Origin of the sequence: Streptomyces sp. NPDC014727 (assembly GCF_043083485.1) — a bacterium.
Classification (GTDB): domain Bacteria; phylum Actinomycetota; class Actinomycetes; order Streptomycetales; family Streptomycetaceae; genus Streptomyces.
The window spans coordinates 12,823-35,086 of sequence record NZ_JBIBYR010000046.1 but is presented as its reverse complement, the minus strand read 5'-3'; the positions used below and the strand labels follow the sequence as shown (position 1 = coordinate 35,086).

General features: G+C 69.4%; 9 protein-coding genes and 2 pseudogenes. 5 read left to right on the top strand and 6 right to left on the bottom strand.

Annotation, left to right across the window (positions count from 1 at the left end; genetic code table 11):
• Positions 1-3,237 (bottom strand): amino acid adenylation domain-containing protein (locus tag ACF1B9_RS36255; RefSeq protein WP_391745241.1); only part of this gene is annotated, 3,237 nt, incomplete at its 3' end.
• A gap of 288 nt (positions 3,238-3,525) precedes the next feature.
• Between ACF1B9_RS36255 and ACF1B9_RS36250 the strand changes: the two genes are divergently transcribed.
• Positions 3,526-4,785 carry a lysine N(6)-hydroxylase/L-ornithine N(5)-oxygenase family protein gene (locus ACF1B9_RS36250; RefSeq protein ID WP_391745242.1) on the top strand — a complete coding sequence of 420 codons (1,260 nt, stop codon included), beginning with the start codon at positions 3,526-3,528 and terminating at the stop codon, positions 4,783-4,785.
• An 8-nt stretch (positions 4,786-4,793) separates the two neighbouring features.
• Here the strand turns inward: ACF1B9_RS36250 and ACF1B9_RS36245 are convergent, their stop codons facing one another.
• Entirely contained in the window at positions 4,794-5,459 is a 666-nt protein-coding gene (locus ACF1B9_RS36245; protein ID WP_391745244.1) for an FMN-binding negative transcriptional regulator, read from the bottom strand.
• 47 nt (positions 5,460-5,506) lie between these two features.
• A complete protein-coding gene (locus ACF1B9_RS36240) occupies positions 5,507-7,084 on the bottom strand; it encodes a (2,3-dihydroxybenzoyl)adenylate synthase (protein ID WP_391745245.1) in 1,578 nt (525 codons plus the stop codon).
• Positions 7,085-7,322: 238 nt separating this feature from the next.
• Between ACF1B9_RS36240 and ACF1B9_RS36235 the strand changes: the two genes are divergently transcribed.
• From ACF1B9_RS36235 to ACF1B9_RS36220, 4 genes and pseudogenes are all read left to right on the top strand, one after another.
• Positions 7,323-13,511, top strand: coding sequence for an amino acid adenylation domain-containing protein (locus ACF1B9_RS36235; protein WP_391745247.1), 6,189 nt, complete (start codon positions 7,323-7,325; stop codon positions 13,509-13,511).
• A 220-nt stretch (positions 13,512-13,731) separates the two neighbouring features.
• Positions 13,732-14,265, top strand: a complete 534-nt coding sequence (locus tag ACF1B9_RS36230; RefSeq protein ID WP_391745248.1) for a tryptophan 7-halogenase — start codon at positions 13,732-13,734, stop codon at positions 14,263-14,265.
• Between the two features lie 85 nt (positions 14,266-14,350).
• On the top strand, positions 14,351-15,688 hold the full coding sequence (locus tag ACF1B9_RS36225) for a cation:proton antiporter (protein ID WP_391745249.1): 1,338 nt from the start codon (positions 14,351-14,353) through the stop codon (positions 15,686-15,688).
• An 884-nt stretch (positions 15,689-16,572) separates the two neighbouring features.
• A pseudogene (locus tag ACF1B9_RS36220) lies at positions 16,573-16,806 on the top strand (transposase family protein); the annotation flags it as partial.
• Between the two features lie 80 nt (positions 16,807-16,886).
• Here the strand turns inward: ACF1B9_RS36220 and ACF1B9_RS36215 are convergent.
• The 3 genes and pseudogenes from ACF1B9_RS36215 to manA form a co-directional block, all read right to left on the bottom strand.
• On the bottom strand, positions 16,887-19,283 hold the full coding sequence (locus tag ACF1B9_RS36215) for a hypothetical protein (protein ID WP_391745251.1): 2,397 nt from the start codon (positions 19,281-19,283) through the stop codon (positions 16,887-16,889).
• A gap of 215 nt (positions 19,284-19,498) precedes the next feature.
• On the bottom strand, positions 19,499-20,689 hold the full coding sequence (locus tag ACF1B9_RS36210) for an ROK family transcriptional regulator (protein WP_391795972.1): 1,191 nt from the start codon (positions 20,687-20,689) through the stop codon (positions 19,499-19,501).
• A gap of 177 nt (positions 20,690-20,866) precedes the next feature.
• A pseudogene (manA, locus tag ACF1B9_RS36205) lies at positions 20,867-22,101 on the bottom strand (mannose-6-phosphate isomerase, class I).
• Positions 22,102-22,264: the final 163 nt, after the last annotated feature.

Below are 22,264 nucleotides of genomic sequence, written 5' to 3'. Positions count from 1 at the left end.
GGGGACGTTGTATGTCGCTGAGGGGCCCTCGAAGCGGTGCAGGAACCACAGCCGGCGCTGCGCGAATGACAACGGCAGCCGTTCCGGGCGAGGCCTCGCCACGACCGGAATCTGCACCGGCCGGTTGTGAGCCAGCCATGGTGTCAGGCCGGCTACTGTCGGGTTTTCGAACACTGCGCGGATCGGGACTTCGATGCCGAGGACCGACCTGATGCGTGAGGTCAGCCTGGTGGCCAGCAGTGAGTGGCCGCCCAGGGCGAAGAAGCCGTCGTCGATGCCGACCTGGTCGATGTCGAGGATCTCGGCGAACAGTCCGGACAGGATCTCTTCGTGCAGGTTCCGGGGTGCGCGGTAGGTGTCGCCGGAGAATTCCGGCTCGGGCAGTGCCCGCCGGTCCAGCTTGCCGTTGACCGTCAGGGGTAGGGCGTCGAGGACCATTACTGCCGCCGGCACCATGAACTCGGGTAGCTGGGAGGCCAGAAACTCCCGCAACCGCCGGCCGTCGGGCTGCCCACTGCCGATCCCGGCGGCGTATGCCACCAGTTGCTTACCGCCGGCACCGTCATGGGCGACCACCACGGCCCGTGACACGTCGGGGTGAGAGCCCAGGACGGCTTCGACCTCGCCGGGCTCGACCCGGAATCCCCGGATCTTCACCTGGTCGTCCGCCCGGCCCACGAACACCAACTCGCCATCGCCTGTCCACCGGACCAGGTCCCCGGTCCGGTACATCCGCGAACCGGCCCCACCAAACGGATCCGCGACAAACCGGCCGGCCGTCAATCCGGAACACCCGAGATAGCCACGCGCCAACTGCACCCCGGACACATACAACTCACCCACCACACCAACCGGAACCAGACACAAACCGGAGTCCAACACACGCGCGTGCATGTTCGGGACCGGAGTGCCGATCACGCTGCCGACCGTGGTCGTGTCGAGCGGCCGGTAGGTGACGTGCACGGTCGTCTCGGTGATCCCGTACATGTTCACCAGCAGCGGTGCCCGGTCGCTGTGGCGTTCGTACCACCCGCTGAGCGTCCGCGGATCGAGCGCCTCCCCACCGAAGACCACGAGTCGCAGCGCGAGATCGTCCGGGAAATCCGCGTCCGTCTCGGCCAGCTGCTGGAACGCCGACGGTGTCTGGTTGAGCACGGTCACGCCTTCGGCGGCCAGCAGCCGTCGGAATTCCCGGGGGGAGCGGCTGGTCTGCTGGGACACGACGACGAGCCGCCCGCCGTGCAGCAGCGGGCCCCAGATCTCCCAGACGGAGAAGTCGAAGGACGGCGAGTGGAACAACGTCCAGACGTCATCCGGACGGAAGTGGAACAACGATTCGGTGGCGGCGAACAGGCGCGTCACGTTCGCGTGCGGAACGACTACGCCTTTGGGAGCCCCGGTTGACCCCGAGGTGTAGATGAGATAAGCGGGCTGGTCGCCGTGCCGGGGCGGGACCGCGACCCCTCCGCCGCGTTCATCGGGCAATAGCCGGGGGTGCCCGGTCGAGGGCAGGTCGACGTCCGGGCGTGTGATCACCAGGACCGGGTCGGCGTCGTCGAGCATGAGGGCGATCCGGTCCGACGGATAGCCCGGGTCTACGGGTACGTACGCTGCCCCCGTCTTCAGCACCGCCAGCACCGAGACCACGAGGTCGATCGACCGTGGCAGCGCCACGGCCACGAACCGCTCCTCGCCCGCCCCCCTTGCGGCCAGCGCTTGTGCGAGGCCGCTTGAGCGCTGGTCCAGTTCCGCGTACGAGACGGTGACGCCGTCGCACACCAGCGCCGTCGCATCGGGCGTCGCGTCGGCCTGTTCGGCGAACAACGACACGAGGGTGGCGTCAGGGACCGGTGCCGTCGTGTCCTCGCGCGCCGCCAGCCAGGACAGTTCCGCCGGGCTCAGGGTCTGTGCCACGTCCACCGGCGCGTGCGGGTCTGCCATCACCGACCGCAGGCATTCGATCAGCCGGGAACACAGCGCGGCGAGGTCGTCCCGGTCGTAGAGCGGTTCCGGGGCGTCGAACCGGACACACAGGTCGCCCGTGGCACGGGTGCCGTCGACATAGACGGAGATCATCAGCTCGTCGGTGACACCGAACGAGCTGCCGGACAGGCGTGCTGGGCTGCCGTCGAAGTCGACCGGTTCAAGGAACGGGAGGAGGTTGAGAATCGCGCCGAACGGACTGCGCGGTTCGTGGCTCAAGCCGGCGTCACGCCGGATGCTGGATATCTGTAGCGACGAGTGGCGGTAGATACTCCGGGTTTCGTTGGTGACCACCTCGGCCAGCTCCGCCAGCGAGATGCCGGGCCGGAACGCGATCCGTATCGGAAGGACGTTCTGGACCATCCCCGGGGTCGCCCTCGTCTCGCCGAAGCGGTTGTTCACGCTGAGCGAGAACAGTGGTTCGGACTGCCGGCACATCCGCCGGAAGAACACCGCGACCGCGGCGGTGGTCAGCGATGTCATGGCGACGCCCAGGGACGCTGCGACCTCTTGCCATTTCGCGTATTCCGCGGCCGGAACGCATGCTTCGAATTCGCACATCCCGAGCCGCGCGGCTGTCGAGAGCCGGGGCGGTTCCAGTTCGGTGACGTCGGTCTTCGAGACGCCTTTCGGTAGCCGGACGACTTCGCCGGCGTCCGCTGTGTAATCGCGCCAGAACGCCGCATCGGCCGCGGCGCGGGCCGAGTCGCGATACCGCCGATCGGCCCGGTGGAAGGCTTCGGGTGCGGCGAAGGTACTCGGCGGGATCGGCAGGTCCTTGCGCAGCGCTGTGTAAATGTCGGCGATCCGCCCGGCCAGGAGGTTCAAGATCCCGAAGCCGTCCGAGATCAGGTGCGGGCACACCACCACCAGTTGCAGCCGGTCGTCGGCGAGGACGATCACACCCGCGCGCAGCAGCAGGTCCGACCCGAAATTGAACGGTCGTCCCACCAGATCCGACACGATCTCGCCCGCGGCGGTGTGCGGATCGGCGTGTCCGGAGACGTCGATCGAGAACGGCTGCCAGTCGCCGAGTTCCCGGAACACTTGCCGGAGGCCGTCGTCCTCTTCGCGGAAGTTGACCAACAGCGTGCGCGCTTCCGCCACGGTCCTGCGAATCGCCGAGATGAGCTCCGTGCGGGACACCTCGCCGTCGATCTGCCACAAAGCCAGACCGTTGTTCGGCGCCTCGGGCGATATGGCGTGAGCGAACCACATCCGTTCCTGCGCGGCCGAGAGGGCTAGCGACGGCATTTCCATTCACCTCGATGTGTGCTCATGGAGCGTCAGACAGCACGACATCACGTGCCGGCTGAGGACGCCGAGGCCAGCCGCCTCTTTTCGTCGACGCTCGGTGGGTGGTCGCAACAGGGTTTCGGGCGAGATGCCGAGCGGCGGTACGGGATTCGCGTCCCCATAGCGGGAGTTCACCACATACCGGCCGGTCACAGGATCACTCTTTCCTGCTTCTTTCCGCCCGCGTTCCAGTGACGGGCCGGGTGCGTAGGCTCCCCCGCAGGAATTCGGTGACGAGGAGGACGGGTGCCAGAGAACGTGGTGTATGACGTCGTCGGCGTCGGTTTCGGGCCGGCCAACCTGTCGCTCGCCGTCGCGCTGACCGAGCACGCCGATGATCTGACGTACCTTTTCCTCGACCGGGCGCCGTCGATGAGCTGGCATGGCGGAATGCTGTTGCCGGGCGCGAAGATGCAGGTCGCGTTCCTCAAGGACCTCGCCACATTCCGCAATCCGGTCTCCCGGTTCAGCTTCGTGGCCTACCTGCATGACACCGGACGGCTGGCGCAGTTCGTCAACAACCGGGACTTCTTCACCACCCGCCGTGATTTCCACGCCTACCTCGACTGGGCCGAAGCCGGTTTCGCCGACCAGGTGCGGCGCGGAGTGACCGTGACCGGCATCGAGCCGACCGGGAACGGCGACAGCATGCGGGTAATGACAGAGGGGTCGCCCGGTACCGACTCGATAGAGGCGCGCAACGTCGTCATCTCGACCGGGCTGGTGCCGAAGATGCCGCCCGGCATCGCGGAGGACCAGTACGTCTGGCACAGCTCGCGATTCCTGGACAACTACCGCACGGTGCGCGGACCGCTGCGCCGCGTCGGTGTGGCCGGTGCCGGGCAGAGCGCGGCGGAGCTCGTGCGGTACCTCTACGACGACCTGCCCGATGCGGAGATCTTCGCGTTCGTGCCGTCGTACGGGTACTCCGTGGCGGACAGCACGCCGTTCGCCAACCGGGTGTTCGACCCGCAGGGGATGGACGACTTCTACTCCGCACCGGCTCAGACCAAGTCGGCCATCTGGCAGTACCACAAGAACACGAACTACTCGGTGGTCGACGATGGCGTCATCCGGGATCTGTACCAGCGCGCCTATGACGAGGAGACGTCCGGCCGCAACCGCCTGCACTTCCACATGATGGCGAGGGTGGAAAGCGCGAAGCGCATGGCAGACGACACCCGCGTCACCGTTTACTCGACGCTGTCGGACAGCTCCTACGAACTCGACCTGGACGTCCTGATCTGTGCCACTGGCTACGACCCCATGGACCCTGCGAAAATGCTCGGCGGGATGGACGGGTGCCTCGCCCGCGACGAGGAGGGCCGGTACCGCGTCCGCCGCGACCACCGGCTGGTCACCGCCGCCGATCCGGCCTGCGGCGTCTACCTGCAAGGCGGCACTGAGCACACACACGGCCTCAGTGCGTCGCTGCTGTCGAACATCGCGATCCGCAGCGGCGAGATCGCCGACTCGATCGCGGCGGCCAAACGAGCGCGGCGCTGAGGAGTCCGTCACCGCGCGGCCGGCCCCGGTTCCCGCCGCCAGCGGCACATCAGGTCGGCGACCTCGCCGCGGCGGCCGGTCGGGTCGCCGCCGAAGGACTTCCGGACGCGCTCCCTGACCTCGGGTGGTTGCTCCTGGCTGAGTTTGAACATCGCCTCCGTGCGTCGGCCGTGGATGCGGAAGGCCCCGACCGCGGGCAGGATCTTGCGGAAGTAGCCCACCGACTCGGACATGTCCCAGCCCGTGCCGAACTCGGCCTCGTAGGCCCGCACGGTCGCCTGCACGACGGCCAGCGTGGGCTCGCCCTCGTCGAGTAGCTGCACCGGGCCGAGAACGTGCACGGAGGTGAAGTCCCAGGTCGGCGCTGCGGGCGTGGTCTGGTAGACCGTGGGGGAGACGTACGAATCCGGCCCGGTGAACACCACCAGCGCCTCGCCCGCGTCCACCGCCGCCCAATGCGGGTTCGCGCGGTTCATGTGGCCGAGCAGGACGATCTCCGCCGGGTCGCCGGCTGTCGGATCGCCCGCCGCCGGGTCGAGGATGACCGGTACGTGGGTGGCGTGCACACCCGGCCCCAGGGGGTCGGCGGTGACCAGCAGCGCCAGCGGGTTCGACCTGATTATGTCGATGGTCCAGCTCTGATCCGGCTGACGGTAGGTTGCGGGGACGAACACGTCCACCCCTTCCGGGTCTCCCGACGTTCGACGGGTGTCGGCACGCCTCACGAGCTGTGCGCCCGGGCGCACAGAGCTTCCTTGTCGGTCTTGCCCATCGCGGTCCGCGGCAGGTCGGCCAGCATGACGATCCGGTCAGGGATCTTGTACGTGGCGAGGCCGCGCTCGCGCAGGTGGGTCTTGACGGCGGCTGACGTGACGTCGGTCCGCAGCAGGAGGAAGGCGTACGTCCGCTCACCCAAGGTGCGGTCCGGGACGCCGACCACGGCCGCGTCCCGCACCGCGGGATGCCCGCACAGATGCCGCTCCACTTCCTCCGGGGAGACCTTCTCGCCCGCCCGGTTGATGACGTCCTTGATCCTTCCGAGGATCACGAGGTTTCCGTCAGGACGTAGACAGGCCAGGTCGCCGGTGCGGTAGAACCCGTCGGGAGTGAATGATCGCGCGTTCTGCTCCGGCGCCCGGAAGTACCCGCGGATGGTGTACGGACCGCGCACAAGCAGCTCGCCGACCTCCCCGTCGGGCAGTGGCTCACCGGACGGCCCCACCACCAGCATCTCGTCGGCCTCGGAGAGCGGCCGGCCCTCGGTGTTCTCGATCACCTCCTCCGGGTCGTCCAGCCTGGTGTGGGCGAGGAACCCCTCGGTCGTGCCGAACCAGCGGGTCAGCCCGCACTCCAGCACCTTGCGGGCCCGTGTCGCCAGGGCGGAGTCGAGGGGGGCGCTGCCGATCTGGAGCACCAGCCGGGAGAGGTCGTGGTGCTGCCGGCCGGAGTCGGCCCACAGCCGCAGCACCGCGGGCACGAGCGAGGTGACGGTGACCTTCTCCCGCTCGATCAGCGGAAACACCTCGTCGGGCCGCACACTCGAGGTGAGCACGGCCTTGCCGCCGAGCAGCAGGCTCCCCAGCACCCCCGGACAGGCGAGGGCCGCCGTGTGCGACACCGGGTTCACCGCGAGGTAGACCAGGTCCGAGCCCGCCCCCATCGCCCGGGCGGTGGCCCGCATGAGGTAAGCGAGTTCGTCATGGGTGCGTGGGATCAGCTTGGGCAGCCCCGTCGTGCCGCTGGACAGCAGGAACAGCGCCGGGTCGGACGGATTGACCGACGGCAGCTCCCGCGGGGCACCCGCGAGCGCGTCGAGAGCGACGAATTCCTGGGCGTCGCCGCTGACGAGCACATGCCCCGCGAAGGAGACCTCACGGGCGAGCCGCCGGAAGTCGAAGCCGCCGAACTCGTCCTTGACCGCGTACGCGACGGCACCGCTGTGTGCGCCGACATGCGCTATCTCGACGCGCCGGTACCCGGGCAGGGCCAGGACGGGAACGGCCCCGATGCGCAGCAGCGCCAGGAGCAGCACGACGAACTCCGGGATGTTCGGCATCTGCACCACGACCCGGTCCGACGGCCTGACGCCCAGCTCCAGCAGCCCGTACGCCAGCCGTTGCGCGCTGTCCCCCAGCTCGGCGTAGGTCAGTTCGCGTTCACCGCAGACGACGGCCACGCGATCGGCGTGCCGCGCACAGGACTCCTGGAAGAGATCGCCGAGTGGGCGACCGAGCCAGTAGCCGTCCCGGCGGTACTCCTGGGCGAGTCCGCCGGGCCACGGGACGAAGCCATCGATCATGATCACTTCCCTCGTCGCCGGGACCGGTCGGCGGTCTTGCCCCGGACCCTCCTGACCCGCATCGTCGCCGCGCTGTACCGCGCGCGGGCTGATGTCTTGCCAAGATCTTTCCTCGGCGGACAGGGGGCGACGGCCGACTGGCACGGTGAAGACACTCCGACCCCTGGCTCGCCTTCTGGCACGGACCACTGTGGCCGCGTCCGGCGGACGCTGGGCCGACCATCGACAGGAGCGTCCAGTGATCGATGTCACCGCTGCGGTTTACAGCGGCACCGTCGTCGACATGTTGCGGGCCAACGCGGTTCGCGATCCGGACGCGGTCGCCTTCAGCCACCTGACGTTCCCGGCCGACGGCCCCGAGCACGGGCGGCGCGTCTCGCTCAGCCGTGCCGAGCTGGACACCCGGTGCTGCGCGCTGGCCGCCGCGCTGGCCGCGCACGAGCTCGCGCGACACCGCGTGCTGATACTCGCGCCGCCGGGCCTGGACTTCATTGTCGGTCTGTTCGGCACGCTCTACGCCGGCGCGGTCGCCGTGACCTGCCCGCCGCCCGTGAGCGACGAGAGCGATCCGCGCACCGAGCGGGCGGTCCGGATCGCGTCCGACGCGCAGGTCTCGGCGGTGGTGACGACCCGTGAGGTCCGGGACCGGCTCGGCGAGCTGCGCCGCCGGTTCGGCGACGTGCCGTGGATCGCGGTGGACGACGTGGAACCCGCGGCGAGCGGGCATCTCGCCGTCCCCGCCACCGACCGGGGCGATCTTGCCTTGCTGCAATACACCTCGGGGGCCACCGGAGGGCCGAAGGGCGTGATGATCAGCCACGACAACCTGGTGCACCAGCTGCCGCAGGCGGCGGCGATCTTCCAGCTCCCGCCCGGCAGCAACGTGGTCAGCTGGATATCGCCCTACCACGCGCTCGGAATCGTCGTGCACCTCATGCTGTCGCAGTACCTCGGCGGCCAGGCGGTGTTCCTGGCGCCGGAGGACTTCGTAGGGCACCCGCTCCGCTGGTTGCGCGCCATCTCCGACACGCCGGGGCCCGTGCTGTCCTGCGCGCCGAACTTCGCCTTCGGCCTCTGCGCCGATCAGATCAGCGAGCGGGAGCGTACAGGGCTCGACCTGTCCGGCTGGCGCACCACGCTCAACACCGCCGAGCGCGTCCAGGCGCACACCATGGCCCGGTTCATCGAGGCATACCAGCAGCACGGCTTCCGGACGGCCGCCATGTGCCCCGGCTTCGGCATGACCGAGGCCATGGTGCTGACCGGGCAGCGCCGGGGCAGGCCGCTCGTGCTGGACGTGGACGCGGCCGAGCTGGAACAGGGCAGAGCGGTGGTACTCGGCGAGCCGGACGCGGCCCCGGACGGAGGCGCCGCCGAGGGCGAACGCAGGCTGCGTCTGGTCGGGGTCGGCCAGCCGGGTCCGTACTCCGAAGTGATCGTGGTGGACCCGGAGAGCAGGCGGCGGCTCGGCGAGCACGAGGTCGGCGAAGTGTGGATCCGCGGCCCCGTGGTGTGCCAGGGCTATTGGAAGCGCGCGGAACTGACCGAGGAGATGTTCGGCGCGCGGCTGTCCGACGGCGAGGGCCCCTACCTCCGTTCCGGCGACATGGCCTTCCTGCACAACGGTGAACTGGTGCTGTGTGGCCGGCGCAAGGAGATGATCATCGTGCGGGGGCGCAACCTCTACTCCCACGACATCGAGTCGGACAGTGAGCGGGCGCATCCGGCGCTGCGCGGAGCGCCGGCGGCGGCGTTCTCCGTGAACCGCGACGCCGGCGAGGAGCTGGTGCTTGTCCAGTCAGTGTCGGACGCGGACGCGCTCCCTGTCCCGTTGCCGGAGCTGGCCCGGCGTATCCGCTCCGCGGTGACCGCGGCGCACGAGGTGGACGTGCACCACCTGGTGCTGGTGTCGCCCGACCAGATCCCCAAGACGATAGGCGGCAAGATCCAACGCGGCGAGTGCCGACGCCGCTATCTCGCGGGCGAGCTCGAAACACTGCTCGAACCACTCCATGCCGGCCCGCCGTCCGCGTCGACACCGGTTCGGCCGGTGAGTGGTCGGTCCACCGGCGGGAGTGCCGTCCTGCCCGGTCTGCTCGCGGCCCTGGACCCGTCTCTGCGGGCCGGTGTGATATCGGCTGACCTGCGGCGGCGTCTCGGCGATCTGCTCGGCGTTCTCACCGACGACGTTCCCACCGCCGTGCCGCTGGTCGCTCTGGGGCTCGAATCGATACGGGCCATGGAACTGCGTGCCGTGCTGGAACGGGACGTTCAGGTGGATCTTCCGCTGGCCACCTTCTTGCGCTCGACCGTGGATGAACTCACCGAGCTGATGGTCCACCGGCTCCACGGTCGGCACGCGTCGGCGGCGTCCGAGCCATCAGAGCAGTCCGAGCCGTTCCACGCCGCCCCGGAGCACCGGCTCGAGCCCTTTCGGCTGACCGGTCTCCAGCAGGCATACCTCGCCGGCAGGCGCGTCGGCGAGGAACGGGGCGATGTCGCGACCCACCTGTACCTGGAGATCGAGGGGGGCGACCTGGATCTGCGCCGGTTGGAGTCGGCGCTGACCGCACTGGTCTCCCGGCATGACATGTTGCGCGCGGTGGTGGCGGAGGACGGCACCCAGCGGGTGCTCCCGGAATCGGACGCCACACCGGTCCCGTTCTCGGTCACCGACTGCTCCACGGAGTCCGGGCCGCGGACCGCCGCCGCCATACGTGAGGAACTGTCCCACGAGATCAGGCCGATCGGTCAGTGGCCGATGTGGGAAGTGCGGGCGCTGATCCTGCCGGGCGATCGTATCCGTCTGGCCGTCAGTATCGACCTGTTGATCGCCGACGTGGCCAGCATCAGGCTGTTCTTCGACGACTGGCGGCGGCTCTACGCCGGCGAGCGGCTGCCACCGCTGCGGACCACCTTTCGCGACTGCGTCAACGACCACGCCGTCGATCCGGAAGATCCGGAATACGCCGCCGCCCGCGACTACTGGCTGCGACGGGTGCCCGAACTCCCCGAGGGGCCGCAACTGCCTTGGCGGCGCGGCGCGACCGCGCCCGCACGGTGGAACAGAAGGGCTCACAGGCTGCCGGCCCGGTCCTGGTCACGCATCAGACAACTGGCGCTCCAGCACGAGCTCACCCCGACGTCGGTGTTGCTCGCGACCTTCGCCACGGTGCTCGGGCGCTGGTCCACGACCGACCGGTTCCTGCTGAACCTGCCGCTGTTCAGCCGGCGCCGGGTGCATCCGGACGTCGACGCCCTGATCGGCGACTTCACCAGCGTGGTCCTGCTCGAAGTGGACCTCCGTGGCCGCCCCGGCATCGCCGAACTGGCCGACCGGCTGCACCGGCAGCTCTGGCGCGACCTGGAACACCGCGCGTTCGACGGGGTGGCGGTGCAGCGCGAGCTGGCCAAGGCGCGCCCGGCCACGGGCGTCCCGCACTGTCCGGTGGTGTTCGCCAGCGCCCGCGACCAGGGCTGGGACCAGCACGGCCGGGACACCGGGACGTTGGGCCAGAACTGGCTCGGTGAGACCACGCTGAGCATTTCGCAGACCCCTCAGGTCCTGCTGGACCACCAGGTGTACGAGAACGCCGGGGCGCTGGAGTTCAACTGGGACTCGCCGGTCGACGCGTTCCTGCCCGGCGTGCGGGACGAGATGTTCGACGCCTACTGCCGCTTGCTCGACAGCCTGGTCGACGCCGCGGCGTGGCCGGGCGGCGTGGACGTGTGCGGTGCCGGCCCGGACGAGTTCGTGGCCCGGGTGGACGCGACGGACGGCGCGGTGCCGTCGGCGTCGTTGGCCGACGGGGTGATGGGCTGGGCAGCGCGCGAGCCGGACCGGGTGGCGGTGGTGACGGCCGACGGCGGCGTGCTGCGGTACGGGGAACTGGGGTTGTGGGCGTCAGGGGTCGCGGAAACCCTCCTGGGCCCGGACGCCGACCCGGGCGCCTTGATCGCGGTGGGGATGTCGAAGTCGGCGGAGCAGGTGGTGGCTGCCCTGGGCGTCCATCTGGCCGGCCGGGCCTATCTGCCGGTGGATGTGGATCTGCCTCCGCGGCGGCGCGCCGAACTGCTCGCGGCCGCAGGCTGTTCGGTGGTCCTCGTCCGCACCGGCGACGACCACCAGCAGTGGCCCGACACGGTTCGGGTTGTCGCCGTGGAGGACTGCCGAGACCGGGCCCGACGGCTCGCTGAATCGCCGGCGAAGCCCACGGATGTGGCTTACGTGCTCTACACCTCCGGCTCCACCGGTGCGCCCAAGGGCGTGACGGTCTCGCATCAGGCGGCGCTGGGCACCTGTACAGACGTCTGCGACCGGTTCGGGATCGGGGCCGAAGACGCGGTGCTGGGGCTGTCGTCGCTGAGTTTCGACCTGAGCGTGTTCGATGTGTTCGGGGTACTGGGGGCGGGCGGCCGGCTGGTGTTGCCGCGGCCCGGTTCGCAGCGGGATCCGGAACACTGGCTGGAGTTGGTGGCCGAGCACGGGGTGACGGTGTGGAACAGCGTGCCCGCGGTTGCGGAAATGGTCGTCTCTCACTTGGGTGCCGGTGCCGGTGCCGGTGCCGGTGCCAGAGACGGCACCGGTGACGGACACGGTGCCGGTGGGCGGCAGGGCGCTGCGTTGGCCGGTATCCGGGTGGCGTTGTGGTCCGGCGACTGGATCCCCGTCGGCCTGCCCGACCGCTGGCGCGAGTGGTCGCCCGCGTGCCGGCTGATCTCGCTGGGCGGGGCCACCGAGGCCGCCATCTGGTCCATCTCTTACGAAATCGGCGAGGTCGACCCCGAATGGGACTCCATCCCGTACGGCCGGCCACTGACGAATCAGAGCTTCCACGTCCTCGACGACCGATTGGACCACTGCCCGGTCTGGGTGGTGGGCGAGCTGTACATCGGCGGCCTGGGGCTGGCCGAGGGGTACTGGGGTGACCCGGTGCGCACCGCGGAGCGGTTCATCACCCACCCGGTGTCCGGAGAGCGGCTGTATCGCACCGGAGATCTGGGCCGTTGGCGGCCGGACGGCACGATCGAGTTCCTGGGACGGACGGACGGCCAGGTCAAGATCGGTGGCTTCCGCATCGAGCTCGGCGAGATCGACGCCGCGCTCGCCCAGCACCCGGCGATCGCGAGGGCGGTCACCACTGCCACCGGGACCCGCCACCACCCGTACCTCACCACGTTCGTCGTACCGGACCGTGCGCGACGGCCGGCCCCGGCCCCGGAAGCCGGTGGCGACGGCGCCGAGTACGAGAGCCTGCTCGGCGCCGTGATCACGGATTCCGCCCACCGCGCGGCCGTCACCGCGGCCCAGCGTGGCCGGCGTGCCGACCTGACCTCGCCGGCGGTCGGACTGCCCGACTTCCTCGACCCGGAGCGGAACCGTCACCGGTGGAACCGGCGGCGCAGCCATCGGCGGTTCGCGGAGGCCGAGGTTCCGTTGGCCGAACTCGCACGGCTGCTCAACTGCCTGCGGGCCGTCGGCGCCGCACACCGCCCGGTGCCGAAGTACCGGTACGGTTCGGCCGGATCGCTGTACCCGGTGCGGACCTACGTCTACGTCCACCCCGGGCGAGTTGGCGGGCTGCCCGGCGGCTCCTACTACTACGACCCATTGACACACCGGTTGCGCACCGTACGCAGTGGTGTCGAGATGCCGGCGTCCGTACACCTCTCGATGAACCAGGACGCCTTCTCCTCGGCCGCGTTCCACCTGCTCCTCGTCGGCCCGATGGCCGAGGTCGAGCCGATGTACGGGCGGCGCGCCCACGACTTCTGCCTCATCGAGGCGGGCGCGATGAGCCAGCTGCTGGCCGAGTCGGCCATCGAGGGCCCGCTCGGGTTGTGCCAGATCGGACTGCTGCGGGACGAGAAGCCGTTACGGACGCTCATCGCCCTCGGCGACGACGAAGTGCTGCTGCACAGCCTGCTCGGCGGAGTGGGGCTTCCGGAACCGGGCGAGGCCATGGACGCTGGCGTCCCGTCGCCACGGCCGGCCGGGCCGCCCGGGCTGGTCGAACTGGTTGGCCAGGTACGCGAGCTTGCGATGAACGCGCTGCCCGCGCACATGGTGCCGAGCAGGATCCGGGTGATCGACGAGCTACCGCTGACCGATCAGGGCAAAGTGGACCGTCGCCGGCTGGAGGAACTGGCCGGCGAACCCGAGCCCGGCGTCGAGGCGGTCGAGCCGGGATCCGACACGGAGGCGCGGGTCGCGGCGATCGTCGCTGAGACGCTCGGGCGTGACCGCGTCGGCGTCACGGAGAACCTTTTCGGCCTCGGAGCTGACTCTGTGCAGCTCATCGCCATCCGGCAGCGGCTGTCCGAGGAGTTCAGCCGCGAGCTGCCTCTGGCGCGGATGTTCGAGAACGCCTCGATCCGTACGGTGGCCGCCGCTCTTGCCGCCGCGCTCCGGGTCCCGCCGTACTAGACACCGGTCGCGGGCGGTGAACCGGCGGTTCATCCCCGCCTTGGCCACCCCCACCCGGGCCACCCCGCCTGGGCCACCCCCCACCTGTTGGAATCAGCCGATTGGAGGAGCCGCAGGCATGCAGGCGAGCATTGTGGATGTAGCCAAATCACGTTCCGTGTCGGCCGCAACCGCCGCGCCCGGGTGAAGAACGTCGTGGGTATCGGCCTGCTCCTGCTTCGTGGAACCCCTGGAGTCGACCGGCATCTACTTCGTCCAGGCCGTCCTGTTCCACCTGGTGAAGCACTTTCCGGACAAGCGGTTCGACGACGTCCTGGTCGACCGGTTCAACCGGGAGGTCGAGGTCATTTTCCACGACACCCGGGACCTCATCCAGGCGCACTTCAGCTTCGCCCCGCGCAACGACACCCCCTTCTGGCGCGCCTGCAAGAAACTCGAACTCGCCGCCGACTTCAAGGAGAAGGTCGCCCTCTACAAGTCGGGCCTGGGCGTGGAGCCGCCGGCCACCGACGAGGCCAACCACTACGGAAACTTCGGGGCCGAGTTCCGCAACTTCTGGAGCAATGCCAACTACTACTGCGTGTTCGCCGGGCTGGACGTCCCGCCGGACCACTCCATGCCGATGCTCAGCCACCGGCCGTCGTCCATCGCCTCGGCCGAGGAGGTGTTCGCGGAGGTCTGCCGCCGCCGGGAGGAGCTCCTGAAGACGCTTCCGACGACATACGGCTACCTCCGCCACATCCACGGCAAGTGATCTCGACCCTCCGTACGGGCGGCGGGCCCCTGAGACACCTGTCCTCGGAACCCGCCGCCCGGCAACCGACTTCCACGGGATCCTCATGACAGCCTCGGATCATCTGCTCGAACTCGTTCATCTGACGGCGGCTCTCGGGGTGGCTGTGGCCCTCGCGGCGGCGGGACGGCGCGCGGCGCGGGTGGCGCGCCAGCCCGAGGTCGTCGGTGAGATCGTGGCCGGGCTACTGGTCGGCCCGGCCCTGGTACGGCTCCTCGGGGAAAAGACCTTCGGCACGCTGCTGCCCGGGGACGTCCGCGACGCTCTCCGTCTGGTCGCCGAGGCGGGACTGGTGCTGTTCATGGTCGGACTGGCCCACGAACTGCGGCTCGGTTCCGCACGGCCATCCGCCCGGACAACGGGCTGGGTGATCGCCGGATCGTTCCTGCCCACCATGGCTCTGGGCGCCCTGCTGGCCGGCTGGCTGGTCGCCGATGACCCAGAAGTACGCGGTGACGCGCCGCTGCCCGCATTCGTCCTCACCCTCGCCGTCTGTCTGTCGATCACCGCGGTGCCCGTGCTGGCCCGCATCCTCACAGACCGCGCGATGACCGACACCGAGGCCGGCCGCACCGCCCTCACCTCGGCCATCGTGATCGACGCCATCGCCTGGCTGGCCCTCGCGGTGGCCGTGGGCCTGCGGACGGAACGTCTCGGCACGTTCCTCGGCTCGCTGGCGGCGCTGGCGGCGGGCCTGGTCGTGACCTATCTGCTGCGACTCCTCCTGAGCGGCCACCGGATCGAGGCGCTGTGCGGACGTCACCCCGGCGCTGCCGCGCTACTGATCGGCGCGACAGCGATCGCCCTGGCCCTAGCGCTGGAAGAGGCAGGCATGACCGCGGTTTTCGGCGCCGTCCTCGCGGGCTTGGCGGTCCCGGCACGCCGGGACTCCCCCTGGTCGCACGCCGTCACCTCGGTCACCCGGATCGGCCGCAGCCTCTTGCCGGTCTTCTTCGTCGTCAGCGGGCTGACCGTGCTGACCAAGGGCCTCGGCTCGACACCGTTCGTCCTCATCGCGTTGATCACTCTGCTCGGCACGGTCGGCAAAGTACTCGGCGGCTACGTCGGCGCACGCCTCGGCGGCCAGGCACACGAGGTGGGACTACGCGTCGGCGCGCTCATGAACACCCGGGGTCTCACCGAGATCATCGTGCTCCAAATCGCTTACGACGCCCGGATCCTGACCACGCCAATCTATGTGGCGTTCCTGGTGATGGCCCTGATCACCACCGTGATGACCAGTCCTCTCCTGCGACTCGTGGACCTCGTGGAAAAGACCACGCCCCGGACAACACACCGAGCCGCTCGCCCAGCCGGCACAGGCGAGTGCAGAGACTCTGCCATCCGGGACGAGAGCAGTTCCCCCCATCACGGAAGTTCCTGATCAAGCGACGCAGGTCGTAGTCGGCTTCGATGCGGCGGGCCTCGCCCTGGGCGCGACGGGCCTCGGCCGCCGTGCGGTACATCGGAAACATGACCCCGCAGGCAGCTACCCCGGCCGGTGGCGCGGACCTCGGGTGGCCGATGTGTTGTTGGACGACCTCTCCGGCATGGCTGAGCGGGAGCGTCTCTCTGGGGGATCTTGACGCTCGTTTGACGCTCCGGGCCGCCGAACGTCCGTTCGGACCGGCTGTGAACCTGCGTTGACCTGCGGCTATGCCGGCTTCCCATGAATGCGACATCTTTTCGATGACGCATCATGTGGAGTGCGTGGCGATCCTCGAGCTGGCCGCGAAGGGCTCCCTGAGCGCCCATCATCCGGGCCGATGCACGTAAACAGCGAGGTGAGTGACCCTGTGTTCACGACCCGGCCCACCCTCCAGGGCACCTTCGGCATGAAGTTGTCTACCTCGTTGCCCTGACCTGCGGAAATGTCGTTAGTCGGGCCTCTGATCTGCGCGGATGCTCCTTTCCTCGCCTTTCAGGTTGGTGCCGGGGTACGTAGTCGATTCTCCCCACGCCCTCCCCAGCACCGCCCGTACTCCCCAGATTCTCCCCAGCGGTGGCCCCGGTCGGAGACACAGGCCACAAGGGTCAGCGCTCGTCGGATGACGCGCAGCGGTCACGACGCAGCAGCAGCCCACGAACTCGGCCGGAGAACAGCCACTCTTCAACGAGATGACACTGCGGCAATCTGGAAGGCAGCCTGAGCCCGGATCCACCGGCTTGGGACTGTAAGGTTCGAGTCTGGCCCGCAGTCGGTGGTGACGTCGGGTAGCCATCCGTGATCATTGATCTTGTGATGGATGTCAACTCCCTTATGAGACGCTGTTTTCCGGGTTGTCGGGGCTGGTCATCGAGGAAGTGGCGGCGCGGTGGTGTTCGCAGCCCGCATCCGGGAGGTGGCGGTGCCGTGTCCGGTGTGCGCCACCCCGACGGGCGAGGGTGCACGGGTATCACCACCGGACGGTGACGGACGTGCCGGTCGACGGCCGCCAGGTCATCGTCAGCCTGCAAGTGCCATGGCTGGTTTGTTCCGAATTCCTCGCACCTCTGCTGGAGGCAGCCTCCGGCCCTGTCGCCGGAGTTGACTTCTTTCCGGGATACAGCCCTGAGCGAATTGATCCCGGCAACCGGTGCGGTCAGTTCGCCTTCAGTTGCCGACCGACCGGGGTGAATGCGTAGCTCTCGCCCGCCCGGGTCGCGATCCGGTAGACGGTGCCGACCGGTGTCGTCCGGGCAACGGTGGCGAGTACGGTCTGCTTGCGGTTGGTACAGCGCAACTGGCGGCCCGGCCACGGGTTCACCAGCAGCAGGTCCCGTCCCTGTTCGCTGAGGACGTCGAGTGAGGTGACCGTGCCGGCGTCGTCCTGGGCGGCATCGACGAGGAAGGCCCCGTTCGCCCGCAGCCGCTTGAAGGACGTGGCCTGGTCGCGCAGCCAGTTCGGGAACACGTGGACGACGCCCGAGTCGCTCTGCAGCAGGGAGAAGTGGATGAAGGACAGGTAGAGGGTGGCGCCGATGTCGCCGATGGTGTTGTTCCCGCGCACCCCGCCCCAGTCGCCGGGAGCCGTCGCGATGAGGGCGCGGCGGACGTGCTCCACCGTGTCCGCCGCGGGGAAGCCCGAGACGGCGGCGCAGACCGCGGCCCGGGGCGACTGGTGCGACCACTGCTGGAGGTAGGTGAGATTGTTCCGGACGGTGGCAGCGTGCTGCGGGGTGTCGATCAGGTTCACCACCGAGTAGAAGTAGGACCCCTGGATGACGCAGGGGTTGTACGAGGACTGCGGCCCTGTCCCTTCGTCCTGAACGAACACGGTCTGGGCGGCGCCGGCGCCGGAGGAGAGGACGGCGGTCGGGTAGGGCTGCAGCTTGGCCACCAGGTTCTGCCAGGCCGCCCTCTCCGTGCTGTCGACGCCGAGTTCGGTACTGGCCTCGATCGCCGCGCCCAGAACCATGCGTGCGGCCATGACGTCCAGGATCGCGCCCCGATGGGATGTGGAGTCCTCGAACGTCGAGCCCCATACGACATAGGTCTGGGTCGCGTTGTCCCAGACGAGGTAGTCGCTCCAGAAGGCGGCCGTGTCCTTGAGCTTCGGATAGAGGGAGGCCGTGAGGAACGACTGGTCCCGGGTGTAGCGCCAGTACTTGATCAGTGGCTGGAGGGCGGCGGAGGCGTTGGACGGGCCGTGCCAGTAGTCGGTCCAGGCGCCGGCGTTCTCGGTCCGCGATCCCCATGGCCCGATGTGCGTGGGGAACAGCGCGCCCCGGATGCCGCTGGTGAAGTCCGGGTGCCCGCCGGGCTCGATCAGGCTCCGCAGCTCGGTGGTGCTGGAGGCGAGGGCGGTCGCGGCGGGCCAGAAGTCGGTGATCACGCGGTCATACGTCGCCATGTGGCCGACCCGGTTGCCGCCGATCAGGGAGTGGATCGGCCGCTGGACGTCGGTGTTCATGGTGAAGTCGCCCTGCCAGTCGGGTGATTCGTTGGCGCACCACGGGAAGAGACCGGCCGTGAGCCCGGACGCGTGGTCCGAGGTCGCCCCGATCGCGGCGCCGAGCTGGTAGGTCTGCCCGTAGTACACGCGCGCCAGGTCGGCTGAGGCGGGGGCGAAGTCGATGTAGGACTTCAGCCAGTACTCCTTCCACCAGGCGTCGTGCGCGGTGCGGGTGGTCTGGCGGGCGGCCGGGGCGAGGTTCGCGCCGATCGTGGCCGTGGCGTCGGCGAGGTGGCTGGTGGAGTTCTTGCCGCCCTCGACCGCGATCAGGACGGTGGCCGTCTCCCCGGCTCCGAGGGTGAACCGGGCCGCCACTCCCGTACCGGTCGTGGCCACGGTGGAGGGGCGGTCGGCCACCTGGGCGGCGACGGAGAAGTCGGTGCTCCAGCCGGCCTTTACCGATCGGGCCGACTTCTGCGCCCAGCACAGCTGGCGGGACGCGTCGAGTCCGGTTGCGACGGTGGAGGTGGTGTTGGTGGCCGCGGAGGGCTTGAGGGTCCAGGGGGAGACGGTGAAGTCCGCCGATCCCGCACGCTGGTTGGTGACCTCGATGACCAGGAGGTTGGTGGTGGCCGACAGCCAGGAGTTCGTGGTGAAGCCGCCGGTCGAGGTCGCGGTGATGACACCGGTCTTCAGGTCCTGGCGGTAGCCGAAGGGGCTCGTGGACGTGCCCGGGCACTGCACCGTGACGCCGCCCAGCGGGGCGTAGTGGACGTCTCGGTTCGCCTTGTTGAGGTCCTCCCAGCAGTCCAGACGGTTGAGGTAGAACGTCTGGACCGTCTCGCTGCCGCCCAGGAAGCCGAGGAGGGTGCCGTTGCCGAGCAGCGGCCCGTCCGGGGTGTGGTTGGTCGTGTTGGAGATCGCCGACACGGTGCCGAAGACGACCGGGTGGCCGTCCAGGATCTCGGAGATGCGCTGCCAGTCCTGCTCGACGGCCGTGCTCTTGGGGGCGGTTGCTGCGGCGATCGCTGCGCTCGGGCTGAGTGCTCCGAGCCCGAGGGTGGCCAGCGAACCGACCACTACCGATCTGCGGCTGATCTGCATGGGGATTCCTGTCTGCGAGTGTGGGGTGCCGTTGGGTGGGGACAGGGCGAGCCAAGGGCTCCGATTGATCGGATGTCTGGGTCGACCGGGCGCCTCGTCGTGCGGGGTCATCGGGGGATCAGCGCTGCCGTCCGACATTTACCCAAAGGATTTGGCTTAATGTTGCGCGAGGCTACCCAGCGAGTCATCGGACGTCAATGGGGAGTGTCCTCGGTTCAGTTCGAGGAGATGAGAAGTGTCGACGGACGCGGGGACAGCACGGTGTCGAGCACGAGCGAGGCCGCCCCGATGGCGGCGACGTCATCGCCGATGGCCGAGGACCCGAGGCTTACAGGCTTACGTGTCATGCGATAGGGCGACGCGTCGACCAGGGTGCGGATGTCGGGCAGCACCAGGGGCGCGATCGGTTCCCAATACGGTCCGCCGAACACCACGTCGTCGATGTCGAGGAGGTTGACCACGCTGACGATGCCCGAGGCGATGTTGCGGCCGGCCCGCCGCACGATTGCCCGTGCGCCGGGATCCCCCGCGGTCGCACGGCGAAGCAGTTCGGAATATCCCGCGTCGAGGTCGGGGGCCTCGGCCCGCGTCAGCACACCCTCGTCGACCGCCTGCGCCACCAGGGCGTGCGGGGCGGCGACATGGCCCAGCATGTCGCTGTCGCGCTTCCTCGGCTGGTCCTGCGAGGGGACGACGAGCGCGCCGCCGTCGCCCGCGTTGCCGCTCGTACCGCGCAGCACCTCACGGTCGACGGCCAGGCCGATACCGATGCCACTCCCCAGGTAGAAGAAGGCGAAGTCGCTGCGGTACGCGTCGCCGATGACCCAGATCTCGGCCAACGCCGCGGCGTTGACGTCCTTCTCGAGCAGCACGGGTAGCCCGGACGCCGCGCCCAGGCGCTCCCGCAGTGGCGTGTCGCGCCAGCCGGGCAGCAGCGGCGGGTCGAGGATGACGCCGTGCGCCGCGTCGATGGGGCCGGGAGAGGCGACGCCGATGCCGACGACGGCGGACCCATCGATCCTCGCGTCGCTGATGAGCGTGCGCACCTCTGCCGCGATCGCTGGGACGGCCTCGTCCGGGGCCGCGGTCAGCGGCGCCCGCAGGCACCGGCGGGCGACCACCTCGCCAGCGAGGTCGATCAGGACACAGGTCACCACTGCCGGATCGAGGTGCACGCCTACGGCGAAGCGGCTCCTTGGCTGGAGGCGCAGCATGACCGGTGGCTTGCCGCGGCCCCGTACCTGCGTCCCGGCCTCGATGATCAACCTGTCTGCGAGTAGACGCCGGGCCGCGTTGGAGACCGTCTGGTCCGACAGCCCGCTCCTGGCCGCGATCTCGGCCTTGCTGATGCCGCTGGAGGCGTTCCGGATGAGTTCGAGGACCACGCTCTGGTTGAACGAACTCACCGCGGGCATGTTCGTGCCGCGCCGCATGCCCCTCCTTCGCGCCCCGCCGGCGTTCATCGAGCGCCAGGATAGCCTTCGCCGCCGGACCGGACGGCGTGCGAATGTTCAGCCGGTCATCGTGCGCGAGCCGAGAGTGGTGGGGGAAGACGCCCCCGGCGGCCACGTGGGATCGCGAGATCAGGCTGCGCTCGAGGCTCGGAAAACGGTCGACTCGCCGTCCTCGCCGGTGATCGTCAACTGCGGACCGCCGGCGGCGACGAAGCAGGACTCGCCGGCGGCGACGAAGCAGGACTCGCCGGGGGTGAGCGTGATGCTGCGGCCCGCGAGGTCGGTCAGCAGCGCGCGCCCTTCCGTGCACAGCAGGATCTGAGGGCTGTTCGGGGACAGGGACATGCCGCCGAGGCGGAGCCGCGAGAGACGGAAGTCGTCGATGGGCACGGGGTACTGCTCCTCGCCCGGGCGTCCTTCCACGGCCGTGGGCGGACAGAGGTCGGCTCGCTCGCTTCGAAGACGACGACGTTCAGCAGTTCCGGAACGTCGATGTGTTTCGGCGTGAGTCCGGCGCGCAGCACGTTGTCCGAGTTGGCCATGAGCTCGACGCCGAGGCCGTGGAAGTAGGCGTGGGGCACGCTCGCTCCCCAGTAGAGAGCATCGCCGGGGCGCAGCGTGAAGTGGTTGAGGAGCAGGGCGGACAGCAGACCCGGGTCGGCGGGGTAGTGGTCGGCGAGGACCGCATAGTCGCGCAGTGCGGCTTTCTCGGTGGGGTCGGTGGTCGTCGACGCGAGCCGCAGCAGCGCCTCGCGCGTGCGGGCGACCAGGCCGGGCCCGGTGTCGGGAGCGAGCGCCAGGAGCAGGGTGAGTGCCGTACGCAGGGCGTCGAACTCCGGTCCGGTGCGCGGGACGTCGATGACGTCCGGCAGACCGGGCACCGCCAGCCGTTCCAGCAGCCGTGCGGTCCCCTCGGGGCGGGCGGAATCCGCAGACGCCGGTGAAGCCGTCGAGTGCGCAGGGCAACTCCGGCTTGTGGTTGGGGTCCTGGTAGGTGGGCTCCCGCGCGTCGATCGGGCTGCCGGCGGTCTCTTCGGTGGCGTAGCCGGCCCGCGCCTGGTCCGGGTTCGCATGGACCTGCACCGAGAGCGGCTCTGCAGCGGCCGGCCCTTTGAGGAAGAAGAGCAGCGCCGGGCCGAATCGAGCGACGGTCCGGGAGCTGAGTTCCGTCTTCGGGTCCTCGGCGATCACCCGGTCCAGCGGGCGAGGGCCGACATCGCGATCGACGTACGACGGCGCCGCCGGGTGGGCTCCATCCACAGTTCTGCCCGCAGCTTGCCGTCGGGCAACTGCCCGAGCAGGGCCGGTATCGCGGAGTGTGAACCCCAGGAGTACCGGCGCACGGCGTTGTCGAGGCGGGCCATGCGGACTCCTTCGTCTGGTGAGGGCGAGCCAGGGGGCGATCGCCCCCTTCGCGGACGCCCCCACGAGGGATCCTGATGTGCCCTGCCCCAGCGGGGTCGGCCGACGCCTGCGAAATAACGTTATCTCGGACGATTGCCCGTCCCCGGAGCTCGTGTCAAGGGG

What these genes read in the sequence shown, in the direction of transcription:
- ACF1B9_RS36240 (WP_391745245.1), bottom strand. Translation starts at nt 7,084, where the DNA reads ATGATCGATGGCTTCGTCCCGTGGCCCGGCGGACTCGCCCAGGAGTAC.
- ACF1B9_RS36225 (WP_391745249.1), top strand. Translation starts at nt 14,351, where the DNA reads ATGACAGCCTCGGATCATCTGCTCGAACTCGTTCATCTGACGGCGGCT.
- ACF1B9_RS36215 (WP_391745251.1), bottom strand. Translation starts at nt 19,283, where the DNA reads ATGCAGATCAGCCGCAGATCGGTAGTGGTCGGTTCGCTGGCCACCCTC.